We start from the raw sequence: 26,474 nt of genomic DNA, 5'->3' as shown, positions 1-26,474 counted from the left end.
AAAATCAAAGATATAAATTCTCCAGTTTTTTTATAAATGGAATCAATTGGGCGGGAGAATAATAAGTTATTTTGTGATAATTAATCAATATAGATTTCCAGAAGTTTAGCATTATTAGCTTTTAACTTCACATTAGAATTAATTGCCGGAATTAGTACTGTTTCGCCCTGATGGATACTTTCCACCTGCTTATTTACCTCAACTTCTGCACTACCTTCAACACACATTAGTATAACAAAAGAATCTATATTACTATAGTCCCTGGTAAGTTCACCCTTAACAGGTAAAAAATTGGTAGTAAAATATTCACAATGAGCAATATTGGAAGGTTTATTTAAAACCTTTTCATAGTTCAAAATATAGTCTGACTTTTTTTCAAAATCGATAGCATCTATCGCCAGATCGGTATGTAATTCTCTTTCTTCTCCATTTGAATCTACTCTGTCCCAATCATAAATTCTGTAAGTTACGTCAGAGGTTTGCTGAATTTCAGCTAATAGTACTCCTGCACCGATAGCGTGAACTTTACCGGTATTAATAAAAAATGCATCTCCCTCTGAAACTTTTTCAAAGTTTAATAGCTTGATTAATGTACTATTCTTTAAATGGTCAATATAGGTTTGCTTGCTTATAGATTGTTTAAAACCTAGATTAAGTTCAGCACCTTTATCGGCCTGCATTACATACCACATTTCCGTTTTTCCAAAAGAATTATGTCGTTCCCTCGCAAGTTGATCATTCGGATGTAATTGTACAGATAGTTCTGTTTTTGCATCAATGAACTTTATCAATAAGGGAAATTCCTCTCCAAAATCTTCAAAAACTTTTTTTCCTAGAAAGTCTGACTTATACTCTCTTATAATTTGATTTAAAGAATTCCCCGTCAGTTTTCCATTTTTTACAATAGAAATATTATCTGCAACTCCCGATATCTCCCAACTTTCTCCCAGATTCTTTTTATCTGATTTCTTATTCAGGATATCTACTAACTTGCTTCCTCCCCATATTTTTTCCTTCAGGATAGGTTCAAATTTTAATGGATAATTAATCATAAAGTTAAATTTAAGGGCCCAAATTAATTATATCCTTTTAATATCTCGATGCAATCCCTATTAATTTTAAAAGTATATCGGGATATCAAATTAAATTCACGAGAGCTTAGGAACCTATTTTTCAATAGAAGGTGGGCAGAAACTATAAAACATTGCGCTGGGTCTTGAAGATAAAGGGGAATATTCTATTGATGATTATTCATAGTGGGATCCACACCCACTTACGATTTCCCATAAATCCCAAAGCATTAATTTTTCTATCTTACAGGCAAGCGGTTTAGCCCTACATTGGCTGCTTGTTTTTAAAACTCGCTGATAAATAGTTTAGCCATTGAAAAAGGAATACAAGTTAATTTAGGGTTTCAAGTTCATTTAGAAAAATAAAAAAAAAGCAGTTCCCAACAATAAATTACCGCAATTACGGTAGGTTCGACTACGTCCGAATCCACTCGGAATACCTATCGTTGATGCTAAACCGAAAATTAACGCATCTGTATCAAACCGGTATATCAGACCGTTGCCCAATATAATCGTGATTTTCCTTTCAGTTGCGATAAATTGATTTTACTTTTGATAATATCAAATGATACTATCAAAATGAAGCCTCCGTACGAGATTACTCCGATTATTCTTAGAGTTATAACTTCTATTTCAGAGAAGTTAGGAGCGATCAATGCCACCTATCTAAATAAGCCTTCTCCTAAATTAAGAAAGGAAAACAAGATTAAAACAATTCATTCTTCCTTAAAGATTGAGGGAAACACTTTAACTGAAGAACAAATCACTGCACTTTTAGAGAACAGGAGAATCATCGGACCAAAGAAAGATATACAAGAGGTTTTAAATGCTATCGAGATTTATGAACATCTGGAAAATTATGATCCATTCAGTGAAAAATCATTTTTAAAATGCCATCAAGATTTAATGCAAAATCTTTTAGATGATGCTGGAAAATACAGAAAACAGGGGGTTGGAATAATGAAAGGTTCTGCAGTAGAACATTATGCTCCACCATATCAAAATGTGCCTTTCTTAATGAAGGATTTATTTGAGTATTTGCAAACTTCAGAAGAAATTGAACTGATTAAAAGCTGTGTATTTCATTATGAAATGGAATTTATTCATCCGTTTTTAGATGGGAACGGGAGGATGGGCAGATTGTGGCAAACTTTGTTATTAATGCAGAAATATCCTGTATTTGAATATTTACCTTTCGAGACTTTGATCAGCAATGATCAGGAAAAATATTATGCTGCATTATCAGATAGTGACAAGGCTGGAAATTCGACTGCTTTTATTGAATATATGCTTGGAGTAATCAATAAATCCCTGGAAGAATTACTCAATTTTACAAACAGAACTCTAACTGAAAAAGACCGACTTGATTATTTCTTATCTCTGAATAAGAGAGAATTCACTAGAAAAGATTATATGGAAGTATTTAAAGACATTTCCGGAGCAACAGCCAGTAGAGATTTAAAAAAAGCTGTGGAACTGAATTTATTTAAAAAGACAGGAGATAAAAACAAAACCCGGTACAGGATATAACCAGCCGCAATATCGGTTGTAACAATTTTCGGGTTTTACCGAAAAAGTTTAATTTTGAAAACCAATAAATGAAAGATCAGGCCAGCAAATCCGCGTCCCTTCTATGTTGTATATCAAATTTCAGACGACTTTTTTCCTATATTTAACATGTTAGCCTGAAGAGGAACTGAGCTCTGCTGGAGAGCAACTCAATAGCAATAAGGCTTTCGACAGTGAATATGGGTCCCTATTTAAAAGGGACCTTTTTAAATTCATTCATTGTCCACCATGGCTAAGTAAACTCAAGGCCTTTTAGCTTTCATTTATTAGTATCAGTAATATTATAAAACAGCCTTCTATTAACAGACTCTATGAGCTGCATCGTCTTGTTTAGTTTATATAAGTAAGTACGCCGTAGTCTACTAAATGACAGTCGTGAACGCTGCAGGGACGCGGAAACGGTCACACTTGGAAATTGCTGTTTTATAAATTACGTTCTTATTTCTATTTATATCCCAGTTCATATTTGGTTTGGTTATTCAGGACAAACCTCATCCTGCTTAATATCTTTTTAGTAATGCGTATGATTGCTTTGTTTGGCTTCATTCTATGACCTAGTCTTGTATAAGTTGCTCCCAAGGCCGGATCTTTTCCTATAGCTTTACAAGAGGCTTCAATCAAAATATCTCTTAAAATTCGATGCCCTCTGGGCGTGATTTCTCCAACCCGGTCTTTTTCTCCAGAAGAATTTGTAGACGGAACCAGCCCGATAAAACCACATAATCTATCTAGGCTTTTGAACCTTTTTATGTTCTCAATCTCTGTCAGGAATGTGATGGCCGTGATATAGCCTACTCCAGGGATAGATTGAAGTAGTTCTATGTTTTCTCGATACCAAGGAGTCGCTGAAAGTGCTTTAACCTTTCGGTTGACTTCAAGCTTAAGCGCATGAAAATAATAGTACTTTGCTAAATGTCCCTCCAGCGTTTCTCGGAAGAAACCAATCTTCACTTCAGCAAGCCATTTGACAAATTTTCTAGTCCATTTCTCTTTGCTTAAGTCTTCCGGAATATCAATACCGTTGCAATGAAGAAAAGATTTGATTTGGGTCTTAGTTCTTGCAAGGTCTCGCGCAATGGTCTTTCTCAATCGAACAAGACTTCGGTCTGTCAAAGTCTCTAAGGAAGGAATGTAAATTGGAGTCAGCTCTCCATTCTTTAAGGAACGGGCGATCTTTTTGCTATCCCTCGAATCATTTTTCTGCACCTTTTCTTTTCCAGTAGTGGGAACATCTGCAGGATTCACCACAATGGACTTAATACCCAGTTCTAGTAATCGATAATGAGGCATAAAACCGGCAAAGCCAGCCTCATAAGCACTGAAATAGCTCCCGCCAGGATAGTTCTCCTCTAGGTGGTTCAGGAGTGTCTGAGCATTAGGATTTTGCGAAAAGGTTTTCTGGTAATACGGTTCCATCATGACCGTTACATTCCAACTCTTAAGGTGAGTGTCGATACCAATATAAATATTTTGGCCGGTGAAGTCGAATTGTGTACTTTGTGTTCGCATAGGTTTTAGATTTTAAAGTAAGTAACTAGATATTACTATATTACAATAATCATCTGAAACTTATGCTTTTATCCTTTATACAAACATAGGGCCTACTCCCACAACTTGCGATAAGCGAAACCGTACCCACGAAGGCTATAAGAAGATAATGCGAAATTAAATGGTAATAAATATGGAATTTTTGAAAAGCGAACCTAAAGCTATAAAGCTAACTTATGTTCTGGCTCTTTTAGTATTTATTTTCAATACCTTTTTGTTCATTAAAGAAGGTAAAATTAATGGTTATCTTACCGTAGCTTTTAGCCTCATTCTGATAATTTTCACAATCCGTCTTACAATTTTTTCTGCTGAGAAGAAATAATTCGGAGTTTTAAAGTCAGACCCTAAAAGTTAAATAAGCAGCTTTTAATTAGTTTTCAAAATCATTTCAATGAAGCAGATCATAATAAAATATTCCCCTAAACGGCTCAAACAAAGCTTGATTTTTGGTGTGTTCTGGACGATTCTGGGTTTTTTGAAATTGAATTATACAGAAATTATTAGCTGGATTGATTATGGATATTTAGTTGTAGCGGTTTTGTATTGGACCACCTATTTGTATGAGAAAAACCGGCAATATCTAACAATAGACGCCAACTCGATCCGTAAAAATACGCTACCCGCTAAAAGAATCGATATTTCAGAAATAATTCAAATTAAAAAGTTTCCGGGGAAATATATTTTAATTAGTGATTCAAACAGGCTAAGCATCAATATCGATCTAATCGAAAAGGATTCTTTAATTCAACTCAACCAAATCCTGGCAGAATTAGATTTACCGGAAACCAACTCACCTTTTAAAAACCTTGAAGCAAAGTAAAAAATTACAATTGCATTTCTGAATGCGGAATTTAACTTAGGCAGCGGTGATTTAAACAACCAGGGCAGGTAAAGCGGTGTTCGTCAGTCGTTCCATTTTGTTCCATAAAGCACAATTGCAAAATGATTTTATCTTCCCCTTGCTGGCGGGGAACTCTTTGAAGCAGTCTATTCCTAATAAAAATCCAACTCCATAGCATTTTGCACTTGCCCCTCCACAGCTCAAAAAAACCTTCCATCCTCAGGTTTTTTAAGCTGCTGCGGTTGCTTTATTTCACACATTCCACTCCTTCCTCACGCGTTGCTCCTTTTTGCCCTTAAAATCCAAAGCGGTCACCCTGCCGGGTGGCTTAAAATTTAAGGGCAAAACCGCAACTTCATAATGTGCGAGCCTGCGAGGTCACAACGGCTAATTGGCTGTCACATTTTTTGTAGGTAGTTTTCAAAAATAATTTTTTAAAAAACAGCAAAGCCTTCGGGGCATAAGCGCTTTGAGTAGTACCCGCCCACGGACCCCGAACTAAAAGAACAAACCGGATAAAAAAAGGGCCAACGGCCCCAAAGCCCTTATTTACCCCCACACCGGCCTGTGTGGCAAAGCTCCGTGGCTGCGCTTTCCCCCACACGCCTAAATTCTACTAATCACAGAAAATTGAGTTTTATTGTCGGGCCCTGTCATCTTGAGCGGTCCCGATAGCTATCGGGAGAGGAACAAAAAATGCGCCAGCCAGCGTGATACGTAGCTGTGGGCCGCCCTGCGTCGCCTCGTATTACAAGCGAAAAATGCACGGTAGAACCAGGGAAAATTCAAAAATCAAAATAATAAAAAAATCACCGGCTCCTGCGGGCTTTCCCCACACCACCGTTGTTCCTGCTCGCAACGGCTCGCAGCCGATTGGTGTACCTGCCCCTTTCTAAAAGCGAACAGGTTACAACTTCCTCTTAGCCTATTTGCCAATTTTTAAAATAGATTTTTCACTAAATTTGAGCTATGAAGATCCCCGAAAATCATATAGCTTCTTTAAACCGCCTTTGTGAAGAACACAATGTGGAAAAGATGTACCTATTTGGTTCGGCTTTAAATGAAAATTTTTCTGATAAAAGCGACCTCGATTTCCTCGTGAAATTTAAACCTATCGACCTGGCCAACTATTTCGAGAATTATATGAGCTTCAAAGAGGATTTAAAAAACCTGCTCGGGAGAGAAATTGATTTGGTAGAAGAACAAACTTTAAGAAATCCAATCTTAATTAAATCCATAAACCAGTCAAAAGAATTGGTCTATGGATGACAGAATTTTAAAGTGGCTCTTTGATATTAAAATAGCTATTGAAGAAATAGACAGTTATTTTGAAGGTACCCAAATAGACTTCCAGGCATATAAGAAAAATCTGATGCTCAAGAGAGCTGTCGAAAGAGATTTAGAAATAATTGGAGAAGCTATTAATCGAATTATAAAACGAGATCCCGAATTCACCCACAAGATTACAAATGCAAAAGCGATAATCGGATTAAGAAACCAGGTGATCCACGCCTATGATAATATTTCTGATGAGAACATTTGGTCTATTTTAATCACTCATCTCCCAAAGTTAAAAACTGAAATTGACTCCTTGATCGTAGATGCCCAGGAAAATTAAGTTAGCCGTATTGCCCTGCATTTTTATCACCAGATAATTTTACAACTTCCGATTCTTCATCCTGCGTTTCAACTCCAAAAACTTCTTCTCAAAAGCTTCAGGTTCCAGGTACAGCTCTTTTTCAGCTTCAAAAAAACGAAGTTCCGACTGGATAAAGCCATCGCTCACCTCCACATCTTTCATATGCCGACGTAATTGTCGCTTAACCGTAATCTTCCAGAGCTTTCCCGGGCCCATATAGTAAGTACATTTCCGCAGAAACTGATTCTCCATCACATCCCTTATCCAGGTTACCACGGCCAATATCACCACCTTCGAGCCAGGCTTCACCCGTTTTCCAGAGAAAAAATAACCAAATTCAAAACCTGAAAGTTCATCAACTACAGCTTCCACATCCCGCAGATCTTCCCGGGAGCTTTCGTTTAATTTGGTTTGTTCTTCCATAGTTGAGCTAAGGTTATTCCTGGTTAACTGCTTCAAAGCCGGCAAAACTTCTATCTTTTTAGTAACTTACAAAGAATATATTTCAAATTCTATGCGAAAATTACTACTTCTAATAATTCTATTCCCGGGCTTTTTGTTTGCAAATGACTATGAATGCGTCCCGGGACACATATCTTATTTACCCGAGTCGAAAACCATTAGCCTAAATCCTAAAATTATAATTGAGGGCAGCGGTTACATTCAAAAGCTTTTACAGCAGTTTAAAGATAATCCGCCTTATCTCGAAAATGCTGCGGGAGACAGGGTTTTATTGCAGCTTGAAGAAATCAATGTTGGTCAAAGAGGTATAAGTCAGGGCTTGTTTTCTCCTACAGAAAAACTTAAACCAAATACCGAAAATTTTCCCAATTATATTTCAGGTACCGAGAATAAGCCTGCAAATCCTGAAAAATATGATAGGTTGGAGAAAGAACATAAAAGAGTAAAATGGACGACCACCACTACACCGGCCGAGGCATTGAATCAGGAGCTTGAAATTAATTTTTTGGAAAATCAGGTTGAATTTTACGGCTGCGGCCCTGAGGCTTTTTTGATTTTTGAATTGGAAAATACAAACGATCAGGAAATCTGGTATCATACCGAATTAGTCGATCTGCAAACAGGAGAGTCTCATTCTTATATTTTAGATGTGTGGAAAGACGCACTTTATGTAGGCCACGGGATGTGTTCAGGCGCGTTCAGCTATTCTAAAGAAGGCGAATATAAAGTTCGCTTCACGCCAATGAATATCGATGGAGAAAGCCTGGCTACCACTGACTGGTACACTTTTGAAAGCCCCTATGTAGGCGCCGATAATCCCTGGGAAATGTTGTTCAGCAAAGAATAACGAAACTCAAAATTCAAAAAAAGAAACCAAAGCTAAAAATGCTCCGCTGGCGCAGCCAAGCTCGGAGCCCTGCGGGTTTCAGCGGAAATCTCCATCCTCAAAGATTTTTTTGCTAATTCAGAGCTAACTAATTTCGGATAGTATTTCCACTGAAAAGCTTGTCTGCTGGCTGCGCATTTTAAATAGACGGCTTTCTTTTTTCTCCTTTTTTCTTTTGAAAAATAGAAGGGAGGGGGTTGCTCCAATGAGCAATGTTGTGCAGCCCTGGGCAAAGCCCCCTCTAAATGTCCCGACCTTGACATTTTCTCCTTATTTCAGCCTCGAATTGAGAGTTGAAAACAGGGACCTTCTCCGTACCATCTCCGTATCAACTCCAGTCAAAAGCTCATTTATTAACCTTTAAATTCTTATGTGATGGGAATTATTAGACAAGGCGTGCTGGGAGGGATTTCCGGAAAGATCGGGAACATCGTGGGAGCCAGCTGGAAAGGTATCAACTACCTGCGCATCAAACCGGCCAGTTTGGCCAACCCAAGAACTCCGCTGCAGGTGAATCAGCGCAACAAGTTCCAGGCGGTATTGGAGTTTCTTCAGCCTAACCTGGGATTTTTGAAAGTAGGATTCAAGTACCTGGCCAACAAGCAGAGTGCTTTTAACGCAGCGATGTCTTACACGCTGAACAATGCGATCACCGGGATTGCCCCCAACTTTAGCGTTGATTATGCTCAGGCTTTGGTTTCCCGTGGGAACTTGCCGGGAGTGCTAAACGGCGCGGCTAACTTTTCTGCTTCCGGGCAGATTGGCTTTAGTTGGGACGACAACACCGGTGGCGAGGCTGTGGCTACCGACAGGGCGATGCTCCTGGTGTACAACCCGGCGAAAAAAGAATCCACTTACACCGTAGAGGGAGTCGGCCGGTCTGCCGAGGCAGAAACCCTGGCCATCCCCGGATCTTATGCCGGTGATACCGTACACGTGTATATGGCCTTTGTTTCCGAAGATGGAACCAAAGTATCCAACAGCGCTTATCTGGGTACCGGAGTACCTGCCTAGATTTTTGTGTGTTTTAGGTATGAAACCGTCTTCCCTGAAATGGGGGAGGCGGTTTTTTTGTGTGGGATAATGATGAATCCCTGTGAAGTAATTCTAAAAAAGATGGACTAAATATGGACTAACTTTCAGTTTTTTAAGTCCGTAAAAAACAAAACCCCTTGATTTCTCAAGGGGTTTGGGCGTATAAACGCATTTTGAATGTGACCGCGGGAGGATTCGAACCCCCAACCCTCAGAGCCGAAATCTGATATTCTATCCAGTTGAACTACGCGGCCGGCATTAAACCTCACAGGTTCTAAAAACCTGTGTGGTCTATACTCTTATTTGCTTAATTTTTTCTTTACGATCATCGAAATGGTCTTGCCATCGGCCTTACCAGCTAATTCCTGGCTGGCCACTCCCATCACTTTTCCCATATCCTGCATTCCGCTGGCTCCGGTTTTAGCGATGATCTCATCTACTTTAGTTTCAATCTCTGCTTCGCTAAGTTGCTCGGGCAAAAACTGCGCGATTACCTCAGCCTGCTTTTCTTCAGGCTCCGCAAGATCCGGTCTACCCTGTTCTCTATAGATGGCAGCACTGTCTTTGCGTTGCTTTACAAGTTTTTGAAGTAGTTTCAACTCCTCATCCTCGCTTAGCCCCTCCTTAGACGCGCTTTCAGTATTGGCAAGAAGAATAGCACTTTTTACCGCACGCAATGCCTCAAGCTTCACGCTGTCTTTAGCACGCATCGCTGCCTTCATCTCGGTCATTACATTTTCCTGTAAACTCATATCTTAATTGTGTCATTTCCGCCCCTCCTAAAAAAATCGGGAGCGGAAATCTTATTAATCCCTTTTTCCAAACCCTAAACTATCGGGAACAAAAATCATATTTCCGCTGCGAATATAAATATTAAAATCGATTTCTGCCCTGCTTCTCCCTGCAAAAATAAGTATCTTGGCCTATCACGACAAGCCATTTCAAATGAGAATTTTAGTTTTTATCAGCCTGTTTTTTTTAAGTTTTTCAGTTTCAGCACAGCAGCGTTTTATTGATGAAACTTTCCAGCTTCAACCTACTAAAACCCACACCTACGCGACTAAAGACGGGCAGGCCCTTCAGCTGGATGTTTATATGCCTGCAAAAGATAGTTTGCAGCAAAGACCTTTGATCATTTTTATGCACGGCGGCGGATTCGCAGGCGGGACCCGCACCAATGAGGCTGAAGTCAAATTTGCCGAATCGGCCGCAAAAAGAGGTTATGTGGCGGTGCAGATTTCCTATCGCTTAACCCGCAAGGGTCAATCTTTTGGCTGTGATTTCGAAGCTGAAGGAAAAATGCAAACCTTCCGCCTGGCCGCTGAAGATTTTATGGATGCCCTGAATTTTATGATTTCTGAAAAGGAAAAATTCGGAATAGATCCTGAAAAGATCATCGTTGGTGGCAGCAGTGCCGGGGCTGAAGCCGTGCTCAATGCAGTTTATAACGAACGCCTAATGTTTAAAGACCTGGTAGGATACGAAAATTTCAGTTTCGCCGGAGTCTTCTCCCTGGCCGGGGCCATAGTAGATGCCAGGTATATTACCGAAGAAAATGCTATACCCGGGGTATTCTTCCACGGCCCCGAAGACAACCTGGTACCTTATGCAACCGGGCCACATCATTGGTGTGACCGCGACAAACCAGGTTACATCATCCTGGACGGCTCCCGCACAATTACCGAGAAACTTAGAAAACTTGGCGCTTCTTATATGCTCTACAGTTTTGAAGGTGGCAAACACGAACACTCCGGTATGCCCTTCGATTATTTCTCTGAAATATTTGAATTTTTCAACTCAGCTTTCTTGAATGGCGAAAAGAAACAGATTGAAATTCTGAAATAGCTCTATAATTACCCTACATCTCTGAAAGTCTAAATTAAATGAAAAAGTTAAGCCTCCTCTTATTGCTATCCGTGAGTTCCCTGTTTTCTCAGCGCTCGGTTCAAACCATCAACTCTGCCTGGGAATTTCAACTGGAGAATTCAGAAAAAACCAGCATTGTAAACATCCCTCACACCTGGAATGCCGAAGATGCCTTTCGGGACGGAAAGGAATATTTCCGCGGAAAAGGAACCTATCAGAAAACAATTTTCGCCCCGGAAACCTGGGGACAAAAACAGATCTTCCTCAAGTTTGAAGGCAGCAACCAGATCACCAGTTTATTTGTGAACGGTAAAAAAATTGGAGAACACCGCGGGGGCTATACCGGTTTTGTGTTTAATATTTCTGAAGCCTTAAAGTTTGGTCAAACCAATCAGGTAAAAATTGAAGTTGATAACGCCCATAATACCGATATTCCACCACTGGATGCCGATTTTAACTTCTATGGCGGAATTTACCGGGACCTGGAACTCATCGTAACCGATGCTGTTCATTTCGAACTGGAAAATGAAGCCGCCGGAAACCTGCTTATCAAAACCGAAAAGGTTTCAGCTACTAGGGCCAGTATAGATTTTGAAGCCCGAATTCTCAACGCTTCCGATAAAAGGAAAAAGGTAAAGCTCGAGGTTAATATTTTTGATCCCTCTAATAAACGCATCAGGACTATCACGCGGGAGCTAAACATTAAAACTTCTGCCAGCATTAAAGTGAATCTACAGGATCAATTACAAAATCCCGAATTATGGTCTCCCGATACTCCCAATCTTTATAAACTGGAAGCCCGCCTGGTAGACCAGGCTACAGGGCAAATTCTGGATAATTTTGATTCGAAATTCGGGTTGCGTTGGTTTGAAGTAGATACTGAACGAGGTTTTACCCTTAACGGAAAGCCGCTAAAATTGATTGGAGCCAACCGCCATCAGGACTTTAAAGACCTGGGCAATGCGCTTCCCAACTCCCTGCACCGAAAGGATTATCAAATGATCAAAGATATGGGTGCCAACGTGATTCGTACGGCCCACTATCCGCAGGATCCTGATGTTTACAGGATTTGCGATGAACTCGGTTTGCTGGTTTGGACCGAAGTTCCTGTAATTAACGATGTTACCGATACCGATGCTTATCACGACATTTCTCTTAAAATGCAACGGGAGCAAATTTTGCAGTTTTACAATCACCCTTCGATTGTGATGTGGGGGCTTATGAATGAAATTTTTATAAGGCTGGTTTTTAATAACCAGATCACCGAAGAGGAAAAAGAAGCCAAGATAAAAACTTCGGTAGCACTGGCCGAAAAACTGGAAAAGGAGACAAAAAGGCTGGACCCACAACGCTTGAGCGTAATGGCCTTGCACGAAAATGAACTGTACAACGAATCGGGCATTGCCGATATTCCCGATGTAATAGGCTGGAATCTTTATTTTGGCTGGTATTCTCCCGGCCTGGAAAGTTTCGGAGAATTTTTAGATGAACAACATCGCCGCTATCCCGATCGGCCACTGTTTATTTCTGAATATGGTCCCGGCGCCGATGTGCGGCTGCAAACCGACACTCCCCGCCCCTGGGATTATTTTGAGGAATATCAGTTGAAGCTACACCGAAGCTATATCAACCAGGTTAAAGAACGAGATTTCGTTTTTGGAATGACCGCCTGGAATTTCGCCGATTTCGGCTCTTCCTTCCGCCAGGATGCCGCGCCTTATATCAACCAGAAAGGTTTGGTGAATATAGACCGAAGCAAGAAAGATATTTATCATTATTACCAGGCCCGGCTTTTGGAGGAGCCGGTTTTATATATCGCGGGCGCCAATTACGAAAATCGCTTTCCGCAAGATGAAAATGAAGAGAATATCATAAAGGTTTTTTCAAATGCTTCGGAAGTAAAATTAAAAGTCGATAATCGGGAATTCACCACAGAAGTAGAAGACGGAATCACCATTTTTAAACTGAAGCTTCCCGAAGGAAAACACCAATTGACCGCAAGTACTGAAGACGCAGAACATCATAGACAAATCGAAGTGAAATTCAGAAAAAATATGTTGAAGAACCTGCCAAAACAGCCGCTTATAATAAATACCGGCGCGCAGGTACATTATACCGATCCTGTAACCCGCGAGGTATGGATCAGCGATCAGGAATATTCTGCAGGCAGTTTCGGATTTGTAGGTGGAAATGCATATCAGAAAAACAAAAGCAAGTTTCAGGGCACCGCCTCAGATATCCAGGGTACCAAAAACGACCCGCTTTTTCAAACGATGCGGGAAGCAATGCAGGCCTATAAATTCGATGTGGAAGCTGGAGATTACCGCATCAGCCTGCTCTTTGCCGAACCCGAATACAATGCTTCTGAAGAAAACATCTATAATTTAAGCCAGGCCCAAAAAGAAGAAATTCCAGGTTTAAGGAGTTTTGATGTTTCGATAAATGGAAAAACGGTTTCTGAAGATCTTAACCTGGCCAGGGATTACGGCCGAATTCGTGCAGTGGAGATTTCATATTTAGTAAAGGCTAAAGATGGAATTTCGGTAGAATTTAAGGAAATTTCAGGAAAGGCAATTTTGTCGGGAATTAAATTGGAGAAATTGTAAACTGAATTATGTCGCACCTTTGGAGCTCAATTTTCAAAACGCAGCTGTTTTCTATAAATATGCTGCCTCGCTGAGGCTGGATTATATCAGGTAGAATTACACGAAAAACCTCACAGGTCTCGGAGACCTGTGAGGTTTGTTATTAGCTGAGGCTTTAGATAATTGCAACTTGCTGAAACACCCAGGCCCCGCAGGGGCGAAATATTTCAATTTCATTCGATATAATTCTTTGTTGACAACACCCAAAATTATGTCGCTCCTTTGGAGCTCAATTTTCAACAGGTACCCGGTTTCTATATATATTCCGCCTCGATGAGGCTGAATTTTACCTGGGAGAACTTCCAGTTCCTTTAGAGGTGATAAACCTGACAGGTCTTGAAGACCTGTCAGGTTTGTTTTTAACTGAGGCTTTGAAATACTGCAACTTTTTGAAGTCACGTCCAAGCCCCGTAGGGGCGAAATATTTATAGAAGCGAACGTCTTAGCAACTTTGGAGCTCCGTAGGAGCGGCATAATTCTTCATAAAAAATCATTCCTCCTACTCTCAAAATTCATAAAAACAAAAAATCCCGCCGGAAAATCGACGGGATTTAACAATCCCTGGGGCAGTAGGGTACCCCGGAACCTTTATTTCAAAAAATATTATTCCTCTACACGAAAACTTCCTGTGAATTCCCCGGCAGAGCTTCCTCCCACGAAAAATTCAAATTCACCCGGTTCCACTACGTAGTCAAGTTCGGCATTGTAGAATTTCAGATCCTCGCGGCTAAGCTCAAATTCTACGGTTTTGCTCTCCCCTTTTTTCAGCGAAATCTTTTTAAAACCTTTCAATTCTTTCCCGGGAGGAGTGATGCTTCTCACCTTATCGTGGGTGTATAACTGCACCACTTCTTCCCCCTCATAATCTCCGGTATTGGTTACCTCAACCGAGATTGTAAGGGTTTCCTCTCCACTAATGCTTTCCTTATCTACTTTGGCTTCAGAATATTCAAATGCTGTATAGCTTAGCCCATATCCAAATGGAAGTAATGCTGAATTTGGCGCATCCAAATAGTTGGATTTAAACTTCTGAAATTCGGTATCTGAAGGTCCCGGTCTTCCGGTTATTTTTCTGCTGTAATAAACCGGGATTTGCCCTACGCTATGAGGCCAACTCATCGTAAGTTTTCCCGACGGATTATAGTTTCCGAAGATCAAATCGGCGATAGCATTTCCGGCCTCAACCCCGGGGTGCCACACCTGAAGTATATCTACGGGCAACTTCATCTCCTCCGAAATATCCAGCGGGCGACCGCTCATAAGCACTAACACCACGGGCTTGCTGGTGGCGGCCAATTGACGAATAAGTTCTTTCTGGCTATCGGGAATTCTAATGTCGGTTCTGTTAGAAGATTCTCCACTCATTTCACTGGCTTCTCCCACTACAGCTACGACTACATCGGCGGCATTGGCAACTTCAAGGGCCTCTTCCAGCAATTCTTCCGGGGTTTCTTCAGAATATAGAATTTTTGGACCCAGGGCATTTACATTTTCAGCAAATTGTTTGTCATCGCTGATGTTCGCTCCTTTGGCAAATGTCACCTTAGCCTGTGGAACTACATTTTTAATTCCTTTCAACACCGGGATTGAAAGCTTATGATCCCCGGTTGGCGCCCAGGTTCCCAGCATATTGGTTTGATCGTTGGCCAAGGGCCCAATCAATGCAATTTTAGCATCCTTTTTAAGCGGAAGTACCCCGGCATCTTTCTTAAGAAGCACGGCAGCTCTGGCAGCTACTTTTCTGGCAAGTTGACGATTTTCGTCTGAAAGGATATCTTTTTCAGGGCGGCTCTCGTCTGAATAGCGGTAAGGATCATCTAAAAGCCCGAGTTTATGTTTAGCCTCCAAAATTCTCCTGGCTGCAGTGGTGATGGTTTCTTCGGAAACTTTTCCTTCTTCTACCGATTTCTTCAGCGTGGTTAGAAAACCTTCTCCAACCATATCCATATCCAGCCCGGCATTGATCGCCAAAGCCGAAACAGCCTGCAGGTCTCCCAGCCCGTGGGCGATCATTTCATTTACCGAAGTATAATCGGAAACCACGAAGCCTTCAAAGCCCCATTCTCCACGAAGCAAATCGGTTAATAACCATTTATTTCCTGAAGCAGGCACCCCGTGAATATCGTTAAAAGAAGTCATCACGCTGGCTACTCCCGCATCTACAGCGGCCTTATAAGGAGGCATATATTCGTTGTACATTCTAAGTTTGCTCATATCAACGCTGTTGTAGTCACGACCACCTTCAGCAGCGCCATACAGTGCCATATGTTTTACGGTTGAAAGCATGGTATGAGGTTGGGTAAGATCTTCACCCTGGTAACCTTCTACCATAGCCCTGGCCACCTGGGCACCTAAAAACGGATCTTCCCCGGCACCTTCGGCTACGCGGCCCCAACGAGGGTCCCGGGCGATATCTACCATTGGAGAGAAATTCCAGTTAATCCCATCGGCAGTAGCTTCTTTGGCAGCTACCTGAGCGGTCTGCTTGATAAGCTCCATATCCCAGCTCGCTGAAATTCCCAGCGGAATTGGGAAAGTAGTTTTATATCCGTGAATCACATCAGACCCGATTAGCAGCGGAATCCCCAATCTGGAATTCTTTACGGCAAGTTCCTGGGCCTGTCGTACTCTTTCAGGGCTGGACACTCCAAAAACTCCTCCTACGTTCCCGGCTCGTATTTTGGCTTCCACATCTTCACTCACCACCGATCCGGTAGCAACCCCTCCACCCGGAGTGAGCAGGTTTAGCTGGCCAATTTTTTCTTCCAGCGTCATTTTTTCTAATAGCTCTTCTACTTTCGGAATACGCTCCTGGGCGTGAAGCGCAAAGGCTCCGGCCATAAGGAAAAGGCTAATTGACAGATAAATCTTTCTCATTTTCATTTGGTTTATTAATCAACAAAATTTTTATTCTACGTGAATAATCTCAGAACGATCTGAAATTCCATTTTCATTAAAGGCTTCGATTTGAAAGTAATATTCGGTGTCCCGGTCCAGGTTGCGCATAAAATGTTCGTTTGCATCATAGATCAACCAGCCGTGGTATAATTTATCGGGCGCAATTCCCCAGCGAATATTGTAACCCTGGGCTCCCTTCACCGGATTCCAGGTGAAAGCAGCATCTCTTCGGTCTTCCTGGCGTTTAATCTCAAAACCTCTAACCTTAGCCGGCTTTTTACCAAAACCTTTTCCAAAAACCCTGATTTCAGATAAGGCAAAATTATTGCCCGGCACCTCGATATTATTGTAGCGCACATACTTCCCTTTTACAGGCTGATTCAGCGGCAGGTAAGCATTTGGGGCGTCTTTAAAACTTTTGCTTCGGTCTACTACGGTTTCCCAGTTCTTTCCATCTTCGGAAACTTCCAAAGTAAACCTGTGGCGTAACCCTTCGGTTCGGGTATAAATACCAGATTCTTCATCGTGAAAATTCAGCTGAAAAGCATAAATATTCCCGGGATTTAGCATCTCGATCTCCACCCATTGCTCATCATTATTGGCTTCGGCAACCCAGAAAGATTTCGGACTTTCATCGGTAAGCACTTTCGAAATAATTTTTCCTTCAGAATTTTTCTCCAGGGGCATTTCGGTGATATCGAATTCACCATCGGTAGAGGTGCTTTTTCTAATTTGTTTCATCGAAGAAGAAACAGTAGCTTTTCCTTTATACGAGAGCAACATCCAGCCATTATGAAGCCCGGCCTTTGTAGGGTGATTCGGGCCATATAACGGATAATCTCCATAACTGGTAAGGGCGTACATCAGGCCATCTTCATCAAAATAAGTTGGAAACATATTGAGCCTGCGTTCCCAGTGTGAATTGGAAGCCAGGGCCACCGTCCCGAAATGCCAGTATTGCCCGTTGGTTTGTTGAACTGTAATCCCGTGGCCCGCTCCATTGGCAAAGCCTCCGGGTTTAAAGCTCATCGGGTTATTTTTCATATATTCAAAAGGCCCCAGGGGAGAATCTCCCACATAGGCCGCATCGGCATACACATTGAATTGAGTGCCAGGCGCAGCATATTGCAAATAATATTTGCCGTTATGCTTGGTCATCGAGGCGCCTTCCATATAACCTTCTTTTAAAGTAGGATGAAAATTGTTCTCTCCAAAGCGCTCCCAGCCGTGTTCTTCTTCCACAAGGTTGATGAGTTCTTTCTCCACTCCGGTTTCTAGAAAACGATCGTCTTTATCGAGCATTTTCACCTTTAGCGGATGCACATTCGACGATCCCCAATACAAATAGGTTTTGCCGTCATCATCGATAAATAATTCGGAATCCTGGATATTTGTGGAAATGGAAGCCGTTGGAGTCCACTCCCCTTTTTTTGGATTATCGGTATAAAGTATACTGCCATATCCTGCGGGATCACCTGCAAAATACACCAGCAAATCCTTGTAGTTAAAGGCGGTTGGCGCGTTGGAACCTTCAAAAAACCATTGTTTGGGTTTAATGAATTCCCAGTTGATCAAATCTTTGGAATGCCAGTAGCCAAAAGAGCGGGTAACGAACATATAATATTCGCCCTGAAATTCAATTACTGCAGGATCGGCGCCCGAGCGGTAGGAAATATTCTTGCTGGAATTATAAACCATATAGGTATAATCAATATCCAGCGGATTGATATAAGTTTCGGGAACGATCTCTTCCTGAGCAGAAAGAAAACCGCTAAGAAGCAAAGCCGTACCTGCAAATATATTTCTGAAATTTTTCATCTATTTATTATTTTCATTTTCCAGACTATGCGAGAACAACCAGGGCAATAAATGAGGCTCGGCAAAGGCTGAATCCCAGCTGTTGTGATTGTCATCGGGATAAAGCGAGAGTTTCGCGTTCCCGCCATAGTGGTTGATCATTCTTGCCATTTTTTTAGAATTATCTGGCGGCACCACATCGTCTTTCTCTCCATGGAAAAGCCAAATATTGAAACCTTTGCGGTAATCTTTGGCGATTTCAGGATTAGCACCACCGCAAATGGCAAAGGCTGCGGCGAACATTTCAGGTTTTTTATAAAGCAACTCGAAGGTGCCCATTCCACCCATTGAGAGGCCGCCCAAATAAATTCGATCTCTATTTACAATATCTTCTGAAGAAATTTTTTCCATTAAATCCATTACTAATTGTAAAGATTTTGTGGCCGGTTTTTCATTCATAAAATCGAACTGAAAAGGAATCGTATCCCTTTTTACTTCAACTTTTGCCCAGTAATCTTCTTTAGGCGCCTGCGGAAAGATCACGATGGCGGGAAATTCTTCCTGTTTTTCTAGAAATAATTTACTGCCGTGGGTGAGTTGAGCTTCATTGTCGTTTCCCCGTTCGCCGGCACCGTGCAGAAATAAAACCACAGGATATTCATTTTCTTCAGAAAAATTCTTCGGAAAAAGGATGCGATACTTCAACGTATCTCCATCTTTTATAAAATGCTCTTTTTTGAAGTCTTCTTTTTCCTGAGCTTTAGTTGAAAATGGTGCACTAACAAGAGTGATCAGAAAAACCACCGATGCGATTAACAATCTATTTTTCATTTCTTTTATTTTTTAAACCTAACAGGTTTGGTTATTGAGACTTACAAGGTTTTGAAAACCTTGCAGGTCTATTGAAATTCTACATTTTCAAAACTGAACTGTTGTTCTTCCTCCTCCTTATATTCATCTAGCACAGGGGAATAAGTTTTCACCTCGATTTTTCCCTTTCCAGGGTAGATTTCCAGGATTCGAAGAAATCCGTTACCCCCATTTTCTGAACCTTCCACTCCTTTCTGATAGTTTGCGAGCATCTGGTATACCTTATTGCCATTTATTCCCTCGCTTACCAGGGTACCTACCCCAGATTTAAGAATATGCCCGGAAAAGACCAATTTCACATTAGGATGCTTTTTCAGCATTTCTTCCCAAACCTCTCCGCCATTATTCGGGCTTTCTGCCCCGGTATCTTTTCCTATCCCATAATTTTCGGGCAGCCACCAATCTTCGCCATCGTGATGGGTATTATCCTCATAAACGTGGGCGTGAGTGACCATAATAAAGTTATGATCGGGGAATTTTGCGATCATCTCGTTAGCCCAGTCCAGGGTTTTATTTCTCGGACCGAATTCCAACGATAAAACCATCCATTTTTGACCTTCAGCAGTAAATTCCTGTAAAAGATTATCTACAGTTCCTTGCGGAAAAGAGGCTACAAGATTTTGCATTTCATCCGGAGAAAAGAATTTATTGGCCATAGCGGTATTTCGGGTATCGGCAAATTTCCCGGCCTCACTACCCATATCGTGATTACCCAAAGCAAAAGCATAGGGTAAAATGCCGTCAAGAAGTTCAAAACCTTTTTTTGCAATTTCCCATTCCTCCTGATTATTATTCTGGGTGATATCACCTACATGCATCACAAAAGAAAATCTGTCTCTATTATCTGCCAGCCATTGCATCTGCTTCAAATAGATTTCGGGATATTCTTCTACATAAGTTTGAGTATCTGGCAGCACCACGATCTCAAATGATTCTTCCTGGGCCAGCAATGATAAAGGCAGCATCAGAAAAATCAACAAAATCAAAGTGATAAGATATAATAGTCTGTTTTTCATTTTTTATTTTTTGAACTTCATAGTCTCGATGGCTATGAAGGTCTTTCTGTGTTAAACCTGACAGGTTTTAAAAACCTGTCAGGTTTGGATTTAAGGTTTTCTTCGAGACCTACAAGGTTTTAAAAACCTTGCAGGTCCAGATCATCCTATTCAGAAACTGTAAATCCTAATCTTTCCAATCCTTCCTGTACCTCAGGAGCCTGCATAAACAGGTCCCAGATAAGTCCGGTACGATAATTCTCAATCATAACCACCTGCGGGCCCTGGTCTATGGCAAGGTAGCGCTGGGCAGCCCAGTCTTCACCTTCCAGGCTGTAGGCATCATAAAAACCGGCAGGTCCCCAAAGCAAATCGTTTTGTTCTTCATAGAAATAACGCATTGCACGAAGCGATTCTTCAGGAGTATAAGGGATAGAGCTTATTGCAGCGGTTGGAGAAACCACACCCCTGTCAGTATCTGGAGAATGGGCAGTATAACCTATGCCGTCATCTTCATTTCTGGTGTAACTGGCAGTGAGACCCCAGGAATTCTCATTATAGGTTTCAAAACCTTTAGGGTTCTCTACGCAATAATTATAGTTGATCAAACTATGGTTCACATTTAAGTCCCAGTAATTGGCATATTTATCTTCCAGACCAGTGGGATTAAGCCCCAGGTAAGAATAATGTGCCCAGAATAAGGGACCTCCCTTGTCGCCACGAGTGTTGTGTTTTAAAATAAGCGGCAAGCCATAAGCTTCCACATCGGTTACTATGTCGCCGCCACGGGCCCAGCCTTTATGGTAGGCATCGGCGTCTATAGCGTGCTCTGGAGAAGAAGCGGCCATAACGTATGTGATGAGACATTCATTATAACCTTCAATCATAAAGTCCATTTCCCACTCATAATCGGGAGACCAGTGCCAATAAATTCCATCTTTATTGTTGGTGTACCAGTTCCATTCGATCCCATTCCAAAGCTCATCGTATTTTTGAGCCACGGCCTGTTCCTGTTCGTTACCGTCTTTTAAATATTCCCGAACCACGATAAATCCCTGGGCCAGGAAGGAAGTTTCTACAATATCGCCTCCATTATCTTTGTCGCTAAAAGCCTGAACATCTCCGGTTTCACCATTTAACCAGTGTGACCAAACCCCGTGAAACCTGGGTGCATTGTCCAGGAAATCGGCAATTTTATCTAAACGGGCCACTGCTGAATCACGATCGATCCATTCCCGCTCCATTCCCGAAACTATGGCCATAAGGCCAAAACCGGAGCCTCCGGTGGTCACCACGTGCGCATCATTTTTTGGATATTCCCCGTCGGGATGCCAGCGTTCACGTGCCATTCCTGAATTTGGCTCGGCATATTCCCAGAAATATTTTAAAGTCTGTTTCTGAACGGTGTCCAGCAAGGCTTCATCGCTTAAGGTTGCCTCACTTTCAACTTCGGGTTCGGTTTTTTTATCATTCTTACAACTCACTCCGGCAATCAAAACTAATAGGAGTAGGCTAAGTCTTAAAGTGTTCATATAAATTGGATTTTCGGATAATTAATAATTAAAATTTAATCGGTCGAGGCCTCGCTGCACTTCTTCATCGGCCATAAACAAATTCCAAAGCAGTCCGGTTCTGTGATTTTCGATCATTGAAATTATGGGTCCCTGATCGATCGCCAGGTAGCCATCGGCCACCCAGTTTTCTTCTTCAGAAAAAGCATCGTAAAAGCCATAAGGTCCCCAAAGCTCATCTCCCATTTCTTCGTAGAAATAGCGAAGGGCTTTCATAGATTCTTCAGGAGTATAAGGAAATGAAGACAAGGCTGCCGTTGGAGTGATCACGCCCAAATCGTTGGCGGGACTGTGAGCTGAGTAACCTTCGTAATTATCGCTGGCGGTAAAACCCCAGCTGTTTTCTCCATAACCTTCAAAATTTCTCGGATTATCTATCGCGTAATTATAATGAATAAGGCTATGAGCCCGATTCTGTTCAAAATAATGCGCATATTGATCGCTAAGATTTCTTGGGTCTAAACCAATAAATGAATAATGCGCAAAGAATAAAGGACCTCCATAGGCTGGCCCCAGTGGGAGATCTATACCATAATGCTGGCGGTTATTCACCATATTTCCGTTTGAAGCCCAGCCCTGATGATAAATTTCAGGTTCAATAGGATGTGTGGGTGAGCCGGCTGCCAAAACATATACGATTAGAGATTCATTCCAGCCTCTTATGGGCAGGTTCATCTGGAATCCAAAATTTGGAGACCAGTGCCAGTAAAGCACATTTTCGCCCTGGGTGTACCAATCCCATTCCACGGCTTCCCAGAGAGCAGTAATTCGTGCGTTTAAATCTTCTTCTTCGGAAAAATACTGGCGGGCAATTAAAAGTCCCTGCATTAAAAATGCGGTTTCGACCAGATCGCCTCCATTATCCTTTTCACTGAAAGCTCTGGTTTCCCCTGAATCATCCAGATACCAGTGGGAAAAAGCGCCGTGATAGGTAGGCACGTTTTCCAAAAAATTAAGGATTTTGTCGAGTCTTTGTACGGCCTGGTTTCGGCTAATCCAGCCGCGTTCAACCGCAACTGGAAAGGCGGCGATTCCAAAGCCTGAGCCACCCATAGTCACTATATTGTCTCCCTGACCGCCATAGGCTTCAGCCTGGGACCGTTCTTTTGCCAAACCAGAATTGGTGCCGGCAAATTCCCAGAAATATTTAAAAGTAGTCTGCTGAACTTTTTCCAGTAGTTCGTCATCGTCAAGTACCTCTACGTTATCTTTATCCTTATCTGCTCCCGGAATATAAGGTTCCTGATATCCGGGGCCAGAATCGTTAGAACAGGCCGAAAAGATCATTAACATTCCCAATACATAAAAAACTCTCAGCATAGCCAGATCTTTAAAAATGAGTATCCTCCCCCCACAATTTGAAGAGGTTAAAAACTTATAAATTGTTCGTATTATATTTTGAAAACTGAACTTTCCACATAGAATTTTTAGTGGAAAATTTAAAAAAGAGGCTGACAGCAAGACAAATCCTGAGTCAGCCTCTTTATTTTAAATTACTCGCCCATTGCGGCCTGAATATCTTCCTGAGTCAGGACTTTGTTGTAAAAACGCAACTCATCCAAATAACTCTGGTCTGAAAGGTGTCCCCATTCAGTAAAACGAGGAGCGCCCGACATAATGGAAACTATATCGGTTCCTGTCCAGTCGATTCCTCCAAAAGAAGATTCTCTCACCGGCTCACCGTTAATGTAAACGATGGCAGTAGATTGAGATATAGTGAAGGCCAGGTGAACCCATCCTGCGTCGTTAGGAACATCGGCTGCTGTTCCACCATCTACCCAGGTATCGGCACTTCCGTCACCAACATTCAATTTAAAGCGCTGGTGGCCTTCAGCTCCATTTTCACGGAAGAATCTGAATCCTGAGGTTCTGTCATTCTGCGCATCAGGGCTATCGGCATCTTCAGGACCTACCACGATGATTCCCGCGCGGTTGGGGCTGGCGTTTAATTTATACCACATAGTAGCACTAAATTCCTCACCTAAAAGCCCGGCAGAAGGCATTGTTAAATATGCGCCCTCGGCACCGGCATAGGCATTGCTACCTGCAACACTCTCCCCGGCAAAACCTGGAGAGCCAACTTCGGTTACCTCACGATTGGCCACAAGATCATTGTAATTTCCATCAAATGGCATATCTAAAGTGATAGAAGATGCATTGATAAGATCCTGAATTTCAGCCTGAGTCATAGCGCGGTCGAATAACCTAAGCTCATCGATCACACTGTTAACATCTGAGTTATGATTCCAGTAGCTAAAGGTTTCACCCCCGGCGCCAATGGTTAATTGCTCTACGCCCGTCCAATCTATTGCTCCGGTTAGATTTCCGGTATTGATAGGCATTCCGTTCACATACAATATACTTTGAGAAGGGGTTATACTAAAAGCAATATGCACCCATTCTCCATTAACCGGTACAGAGCCGCCATCATTCCAGCTTTCCCCGCTTCCGGTTCCCACGTTTAATTTAATGGTTTGAGATTCGGCATTACCTTCTCTGAATAATCTAAATCCTTGCTGGCGCTCTTCATTAGCACCCGCTACAAGTATGCCCGCACGATCTGCTTCGGCACTCATTTTATACCAAAATACACCTGTGAATTCACCACCAAGGTCTTCCTGGTTCAAAGGAACATCTATATAAGCTCCTTCAGCACCAAGATAAGCGCCAGAACCTAAATAAGAGTTTCCGGTAATTGCAGGGCTTCCGGTTTCTTCAGCCTCATAAATATTTACAAGTTCCATGAAATCCCCGTTAAACGGCATATAGAAAAATTCACCTGCATATCTTGGAGTATATGGAGGCTCTTTGCTAAAGCTAACCGATTTTGTGGTAGTATTCCCGGCAATATCGGTTGCATTTATGGTTAGCGTATGCTCTCCATTGGTCACCTGGTCGAAAGTAAGCTGTTCCTTTACGATTCGGTAATCCAGGAAATCATCGTAAGTAGCGATTTGATTTCCATTTACCAATACTTCAATATGATCTACTTCAATATCGTCTATAACTTCAAAACGAATATTTACCGAGGCTACAGCTTGAGGTACCTGGATGGTAGCCCCATCGCTGGGAGATTGAATATTAATCTCTGGAGCCCCTGCATCGGGCCCCGGGTCTATTTGTGTTAGCGGGTCAATTCCATCATACTCACAAGAGGCAAAACCCACAGCGAGAAATAAGAGTCCAAAAACGGATTTTATATAATTTTTCATACTTCTAGTTTTGCTGGTTTAATATTGAATTCATTAATGCATTTGCCTGAAGTGGCAATGCATCGATCTGAGCCTGAGGATAAGGAAGGTATTCCAAACCTGCATTAAAGCTTCTGCCATCATAGCTTAATTCCTCATATTTATCGTGGCGAATCATATCAAAATATCTAATTCCCCATTCCATCGCCAGCTCAGCAAACTTCTCATCCAAAACATCCTGATGGGTTACCCCGCTAATAGAGGGCATATCCGCACGGTTTCTTACCAGGTTCACGGCTTCATCGGCAGAGATGCTGGTTGGGTTCGCTCCCAGGGTGATGGCTTCAGCATACATCAAAAGCACTTCAGCATAACGAATAAGAATTAAATTCTTTCCGGCGCCATAAGTATTCCTACCATCGGTTAACTGGGTTGAAGGCAGATAATGCTTCCCACTTGAAAAAATAGCTCTTTCGAAGTCGTTAATCACGTCACCTGAAGGAGTGGTATTGTTTACAAACGAAGGAAGATCGGTATAGCCATCGGCTTCAAGCTCTGCGATTCCGCGATTGGTAAATAGCACACTTGTAGAAAGTCTTACTTCTTCATCACGATCTAACATGAATTTGATGAATTTTAAACTTGGCTCATAAAAGCCCCATCCACTTGTTGCGTTCTCCCTTGCTGGAGTCCAGTTTTGTGGTCCAAATGGTGCGTAGTTATGATATAGCTCATTTCCTGAAGGAGTTCCATAATCTGAATATTGCAACTCAAAAAGACTCTCATTGCTCAATTCACCCGGCTTTTTGAAAAGCTGGTAAAAATCAGGATATAGCGAGAATTTCCCTGAAGCAATGATTTCCCCGGCCGCATTGGCTACTTCCTGATAATTCTCCAGTTCCTGGTGAGCCAAAGCTTTCATAGCATAAGCGGTGTAACGGGTTACGCCACCCATCACATCGGTGCGCTCATTAGGCCTTACAGCCGGAAGGTCTTCTATGGCCATATCCATCTCGTCTGAAATAAACTGCATAATTTCAGCTTTGGAAGAAACTCCCATTTGGAGTTCTTCCTCGGGCTGGTTTGAAGTGATGATAAATACATCTTCCCAAACTCTGGCCAGGTTAAAGTGCAACCAGGCTCTCATCACCATAATTTCGGCGATATACTGGTCGGCACGGGCAGCATCGGTCTCGTTGGCAAACTCCTTGAAATTTTCAAGTTGTAAGATAGCCGTATTCATATTAATGATATCATTGTAATGTACATTCCAAAGGGAATTGTACATCCAGTAATCTTTATCATAAATAAAAATGTCGGTATCGGCAAAAGGCTGTTGGTCTCCAAGCCCACCTGCATTTACGTCATCTCCACGAACTCCAAGCAAAAGTGGTTCTTCCCATCCACGGGTTGCCAATTCATAATAAGAACCTATAAGCGGCTGAATCATGGTACTGGCATCGGTATAATCAAGGTCGCCCGTATCTAATTGTCCCTCACGCACGTCTAACTTGTCGTGGCAGGAAACAAATCCTACCCCCATTAAGAGGGAAAGCATTACTATTTTTATTGAACTATATCTTTTCATAAT

The 26,474-nt window shown here is 41.9% G+C and carries 20 protein-coding genes and 1 tRNA gene; 8 read left to right on the top strand and 13 right to left on the bottom strand.

Features of this window, described 5'->3' with window-relative positions; genetic code table 11:
* Window positions 1-80: 80 nt before the first annotated feature.
* On the bottom strand, window positions 81-1,052 hold the full coding sequence (locus tag ACW6QP_RS04175; RefSeq protein WP_457909585.1) for a type I phosphomannose isomerase catalytic subunit: 972 nt from the start codon (window positions 1,050-1,052) through the stop codon (window positions 81-83).
* Between the two features lie 597 nt (window positions 1,053-1,649).
* Here ACW6QP_RS04175 and ACW6QP_RS04170 point away from each other — a divergent pair.
* Entirely contained in the window at window positions 1,650-2,600 is a 951-nt protein-coding gene (locus ACW6QP_RS04170; protein WP_457909651.1) for a Fic family protein, read from the top strand.
* A gap of 483 nt (window positions 2,601-3,083) precedes the next feature.
* On the opposite strand, the gene ACW6QP_RS04165 is transcribed toward ACW6QP_RS04170, so the two are convergent.
* Window positions 3,084-4,148: an IS110 family RNA-guided transposase gene (locus tag ACW6QP_RS04165; RefSeq protein ID WP_457909584.1), complete on the bottom strand. Its 1,065-nt coding sequence runs from the start codon at window positions 4,146-4,148 to the stop codon at window positions 3,084-3,086.
* 430 nt (window positions 4,149-4,578) lie between these two features.
* Here ACW6QP_RS04165 and ACW6QP_RS04160 point away from each other — a divergent pair, with 430 nt between their 5' ends.
* The 3 genes from ACW6QP_RS04160 (at window position 4,579) to ACW6QP_RS04150 (ending at window position 6,646) form a co-directional block, all read left to right on the top strand.
* Window positions 4,579-5,007: a hypothetical protein gene (locus tag ACW6QP_RS04160; RefSeq protein WP_457909583.1), complete on the top strand. Its 429-nt coding sequence runs from the start codon at window positions 4,579-4,581 to the stop codon at window positions 5,005-5,007.
* Between the two features lie 990 nt (window positions 5,008-5,997).
* Window positions 5,998-6,297: a nucleotidyltransferase family protein gene (locus ACW6QP_RS04155; RefSeq protein ID WP_457909582.1), complete on the top strand. Its 300-nt coding sequence runs from the start codon at window positions 5,998-6,000 to the stop codon at window positions 6,295-6,297.
* Complete coding sequence (locus tag ACW6QP_RS04150; protein ID WP_457909581.1) at window positions 6,290-6,646, top strand: HepT-like ribonuclease domain-containing protein; 357 nt, start codon at window positions 6,290-6,292, stop codon at window positions 6,644-6,646. Before ACW6QP_RS04155 ends, ACW6QP_RS04150 begins: the two co-directional genes overlap by 8 nt.
* Before the next feature lie 39 nt (window positions 6,647-6,685).
* Here ACW6QP_RS04150 and ACW6QP_RS04145 read toward each other — a convergent pair whose 3' ends face one another.
* Entirely contained in the window at window positions 6,686-7,126 is a 441-nt protein-coding gene (locus tag ACW6QP_RS04145) for a hypothetical protein (RefSeq protein ID WP_457909580.1), read from the bottom strand.
* Window positions 7,127-7,181: 55 nt separating this feature from the next.
* Between ACW6QP_RS04145 and ACW6QP_RS04140 the strand changes: the two genes are divergently transcribed.
* Both ACW6QP_RS04140 and ACW6QP_RS04135 read left to right on the top strand, forming a co-directional pair.
* Window positions 7,182-7,976 (top strand): hypothetical protein, encoded by a 795-nt coding sequence (locus ACW6QP_RS04140; RefSeq protein WP_457909579.1) that lies wholly within the window; start codon window positions 7,182-7,184, stop codon window positions 7,974-7,976.
* 414 nt (window positions 7,977-8,390) lie between these two features.
* The gene (locus tag ACW6QP_RS04135) at window positions 8,391-9,029 is read left to right on the top strand and encodes a DUF6266 family protein (RefSeq protein WP_457909578.1); all 639 of its coding nucleotides are present in this window, start codon (window positions 8,391-8,393) and stop codon (window positions 9,027-9,029) included.
* Window positions 9,030-9,230: 201 nt separating this feature from the next.
* On the opposite strand, the gene ACW6QP_RS04130 is transcribed toward ACW6QP_RS04135, so the two are convergent.
* Together ACW6QP_RS04130 and ACW6QP_RS04125 are read right to left on the bottom strand one after the other, a co-directional pair.
* Window positions 9,231-9,304, bottom strand: a tRNA-Arg gene (locus ACW6QP_RS04130).
* Window positions 9,305-9,349: 45 nt separating this feature from the next.
* Window positions 9,350-9,802 carry a GatB/YqeY domain-containing protein gene (locus tag ACW6QP_RS04125; RefSeq protein ID WP_457909577.1) on the bottom strand — a complete coding sequence of 151 codons (453 nt, stop codon included), beginning with the start codon at window positions 9,800-9,802 and terminating at the stop codon, window positions 9,350-9,352.
* Window positions 9,803-9,995: 193 nt separating this feature from the next.
* On the opposite strand from ACW6QP_RS04125, the gene ACW6QP_RS04120 reads away from it, so the two are divergent.
* Window positions 9,996-10,895 carry an alpha/beta hydrolase gene (locus tag ACW6QP_RS04120; protein ID WP_457909576.1) on the top strand — a complete coding sequence of 300 codons (900 nt, stop codon included), beginning with the start codon at window positions 9,996-9,998 and terminating at the stop codon, window positions 10,893-10,895.
* A 38-nt stretch (window positions 10,896-10,933) separates the two neighbouring features.
* Window positions 10,934-13,522, top strand: a complete 2,589-nt coding sequence (locus ACW6QP_RS04115) for a glycoside hydrolase family 2 TIM barrel-domain containing protein (protein ID WP_457909575.1) — start codon at window positions 10,934-10,936, stop codon at window positions 13,520-13,522.
* Window positions 13,523-14,164: 642 nt separating this feature from the next.
* Here the strand turns inward: ACW6QP_RS04115 and bglX are convergent.
* The 8 genes from bglX to ACW6QP_RS04075 form a co-directional block, all read right to left on the bottom strand.
* Window positions 14,165-16,438 (bottom strand): beta-glucosidase BglX, encoded by a 2,274-nt coding sequence (bglX, locus tag ACW6QP_RS04110; RefSeq protein WP_457909574.1) that lies wholly within the window; start codon window positions 16,436-16,438, stop codon window positions 14,165-14,167.
* Between the two features lie 30 nt (window positions 16,439-16,468).
* A complete protein-coding gene (locus tag ACW6QP_RS04105) occupies window positions 16,469-18,277 on the bottom strand; it encodes a family 43 glycosylhydrolase (RefSeq protein WP_457909573.1) in 1,809 nt (602 codons plus the stop codon).
* On the bottom strand, window positions 18,278-19,087 hold the full coding sequence (locus ACW6QP_RS04100) for a carboxylesterase family protein (protein WP_457909572.1): 810 nt from the start codon (window positions 19,085-19,087) through the stop codon (window positions 18,278-18,280).
* Between the two features lie 68 nt (window positions 19,088-19,155).
* Entirely contained in the window at window positions 19,156-20,142 is a 987-nt protein-coding gene (locus ACW6QP_RS04095; RefSeq protein WP_457909571.1) for a metallophosphoesterase, read from the bottom strand.
* 146 nt (window positions 20,143-20,288) lie between these two features.
* Complete coding sequence (locus ACW6QP_RS04090) at window positions 20,289-21,653, bottom strand: glucoamylase family protein (RefSeq protein ID WP_457909570.1); 1,365 nt, start codon at window positions 21,651-21,653, stop codon at window positions 20,289-20,291.
* Window positions 21,654-21,674: 21 nt separating this feature from the next.
* The gene (locus ACW6QP_RS04085) at window positions 21,675-23,012 is read right to left on the bottom strand and encodes a glucoamylase family protein (protein WP_457909569.1); all 1,338 of its coding nucleotides are present in this window, start codon (window positions 23,010-23,012) and stop codon (window positions 21,675-21,677) included.
* A gap of 173 nt (window positions 23,013-23,185) precedes the next feature.
* Window positions 23,186-24,904: a LamG-like jellyroll fold domain-containing protein gene (locus ACW6QP_RS04080; protein WP_457909568.1), complete on the bottom strand. Its 1,719-nt coding sequence runs from the start codon at window positions 24,902-24,904 to the stop codon at window positions 23,186-23,188.
* A gap of 4 nt (window positions 24,905-24,908) precedes the next feature.
* On the bottom strand, window positions 24,909-26,471 hold the full coding sequence (locus ACW6QP_RS04075) for a RagB/SusD family nutrient uptake outer membrane protein (RefSeq protein ID WP_457909567.1): 1,563 nt from the start codon (window positions 26,469-26,471) through the stop codon (window positions 24,909-24,911).
* Between the last annotated feature and the right edge of the window lie 3 nt (window positions 26,472-26,474).

Source organism: Salegentibacter haimaensis (assembly GCF_054121495.1).
Note: the sequence above shows the minus strand (reverse complement) of the source record. Positions and strands in the feature narration are given on the sequence as shown.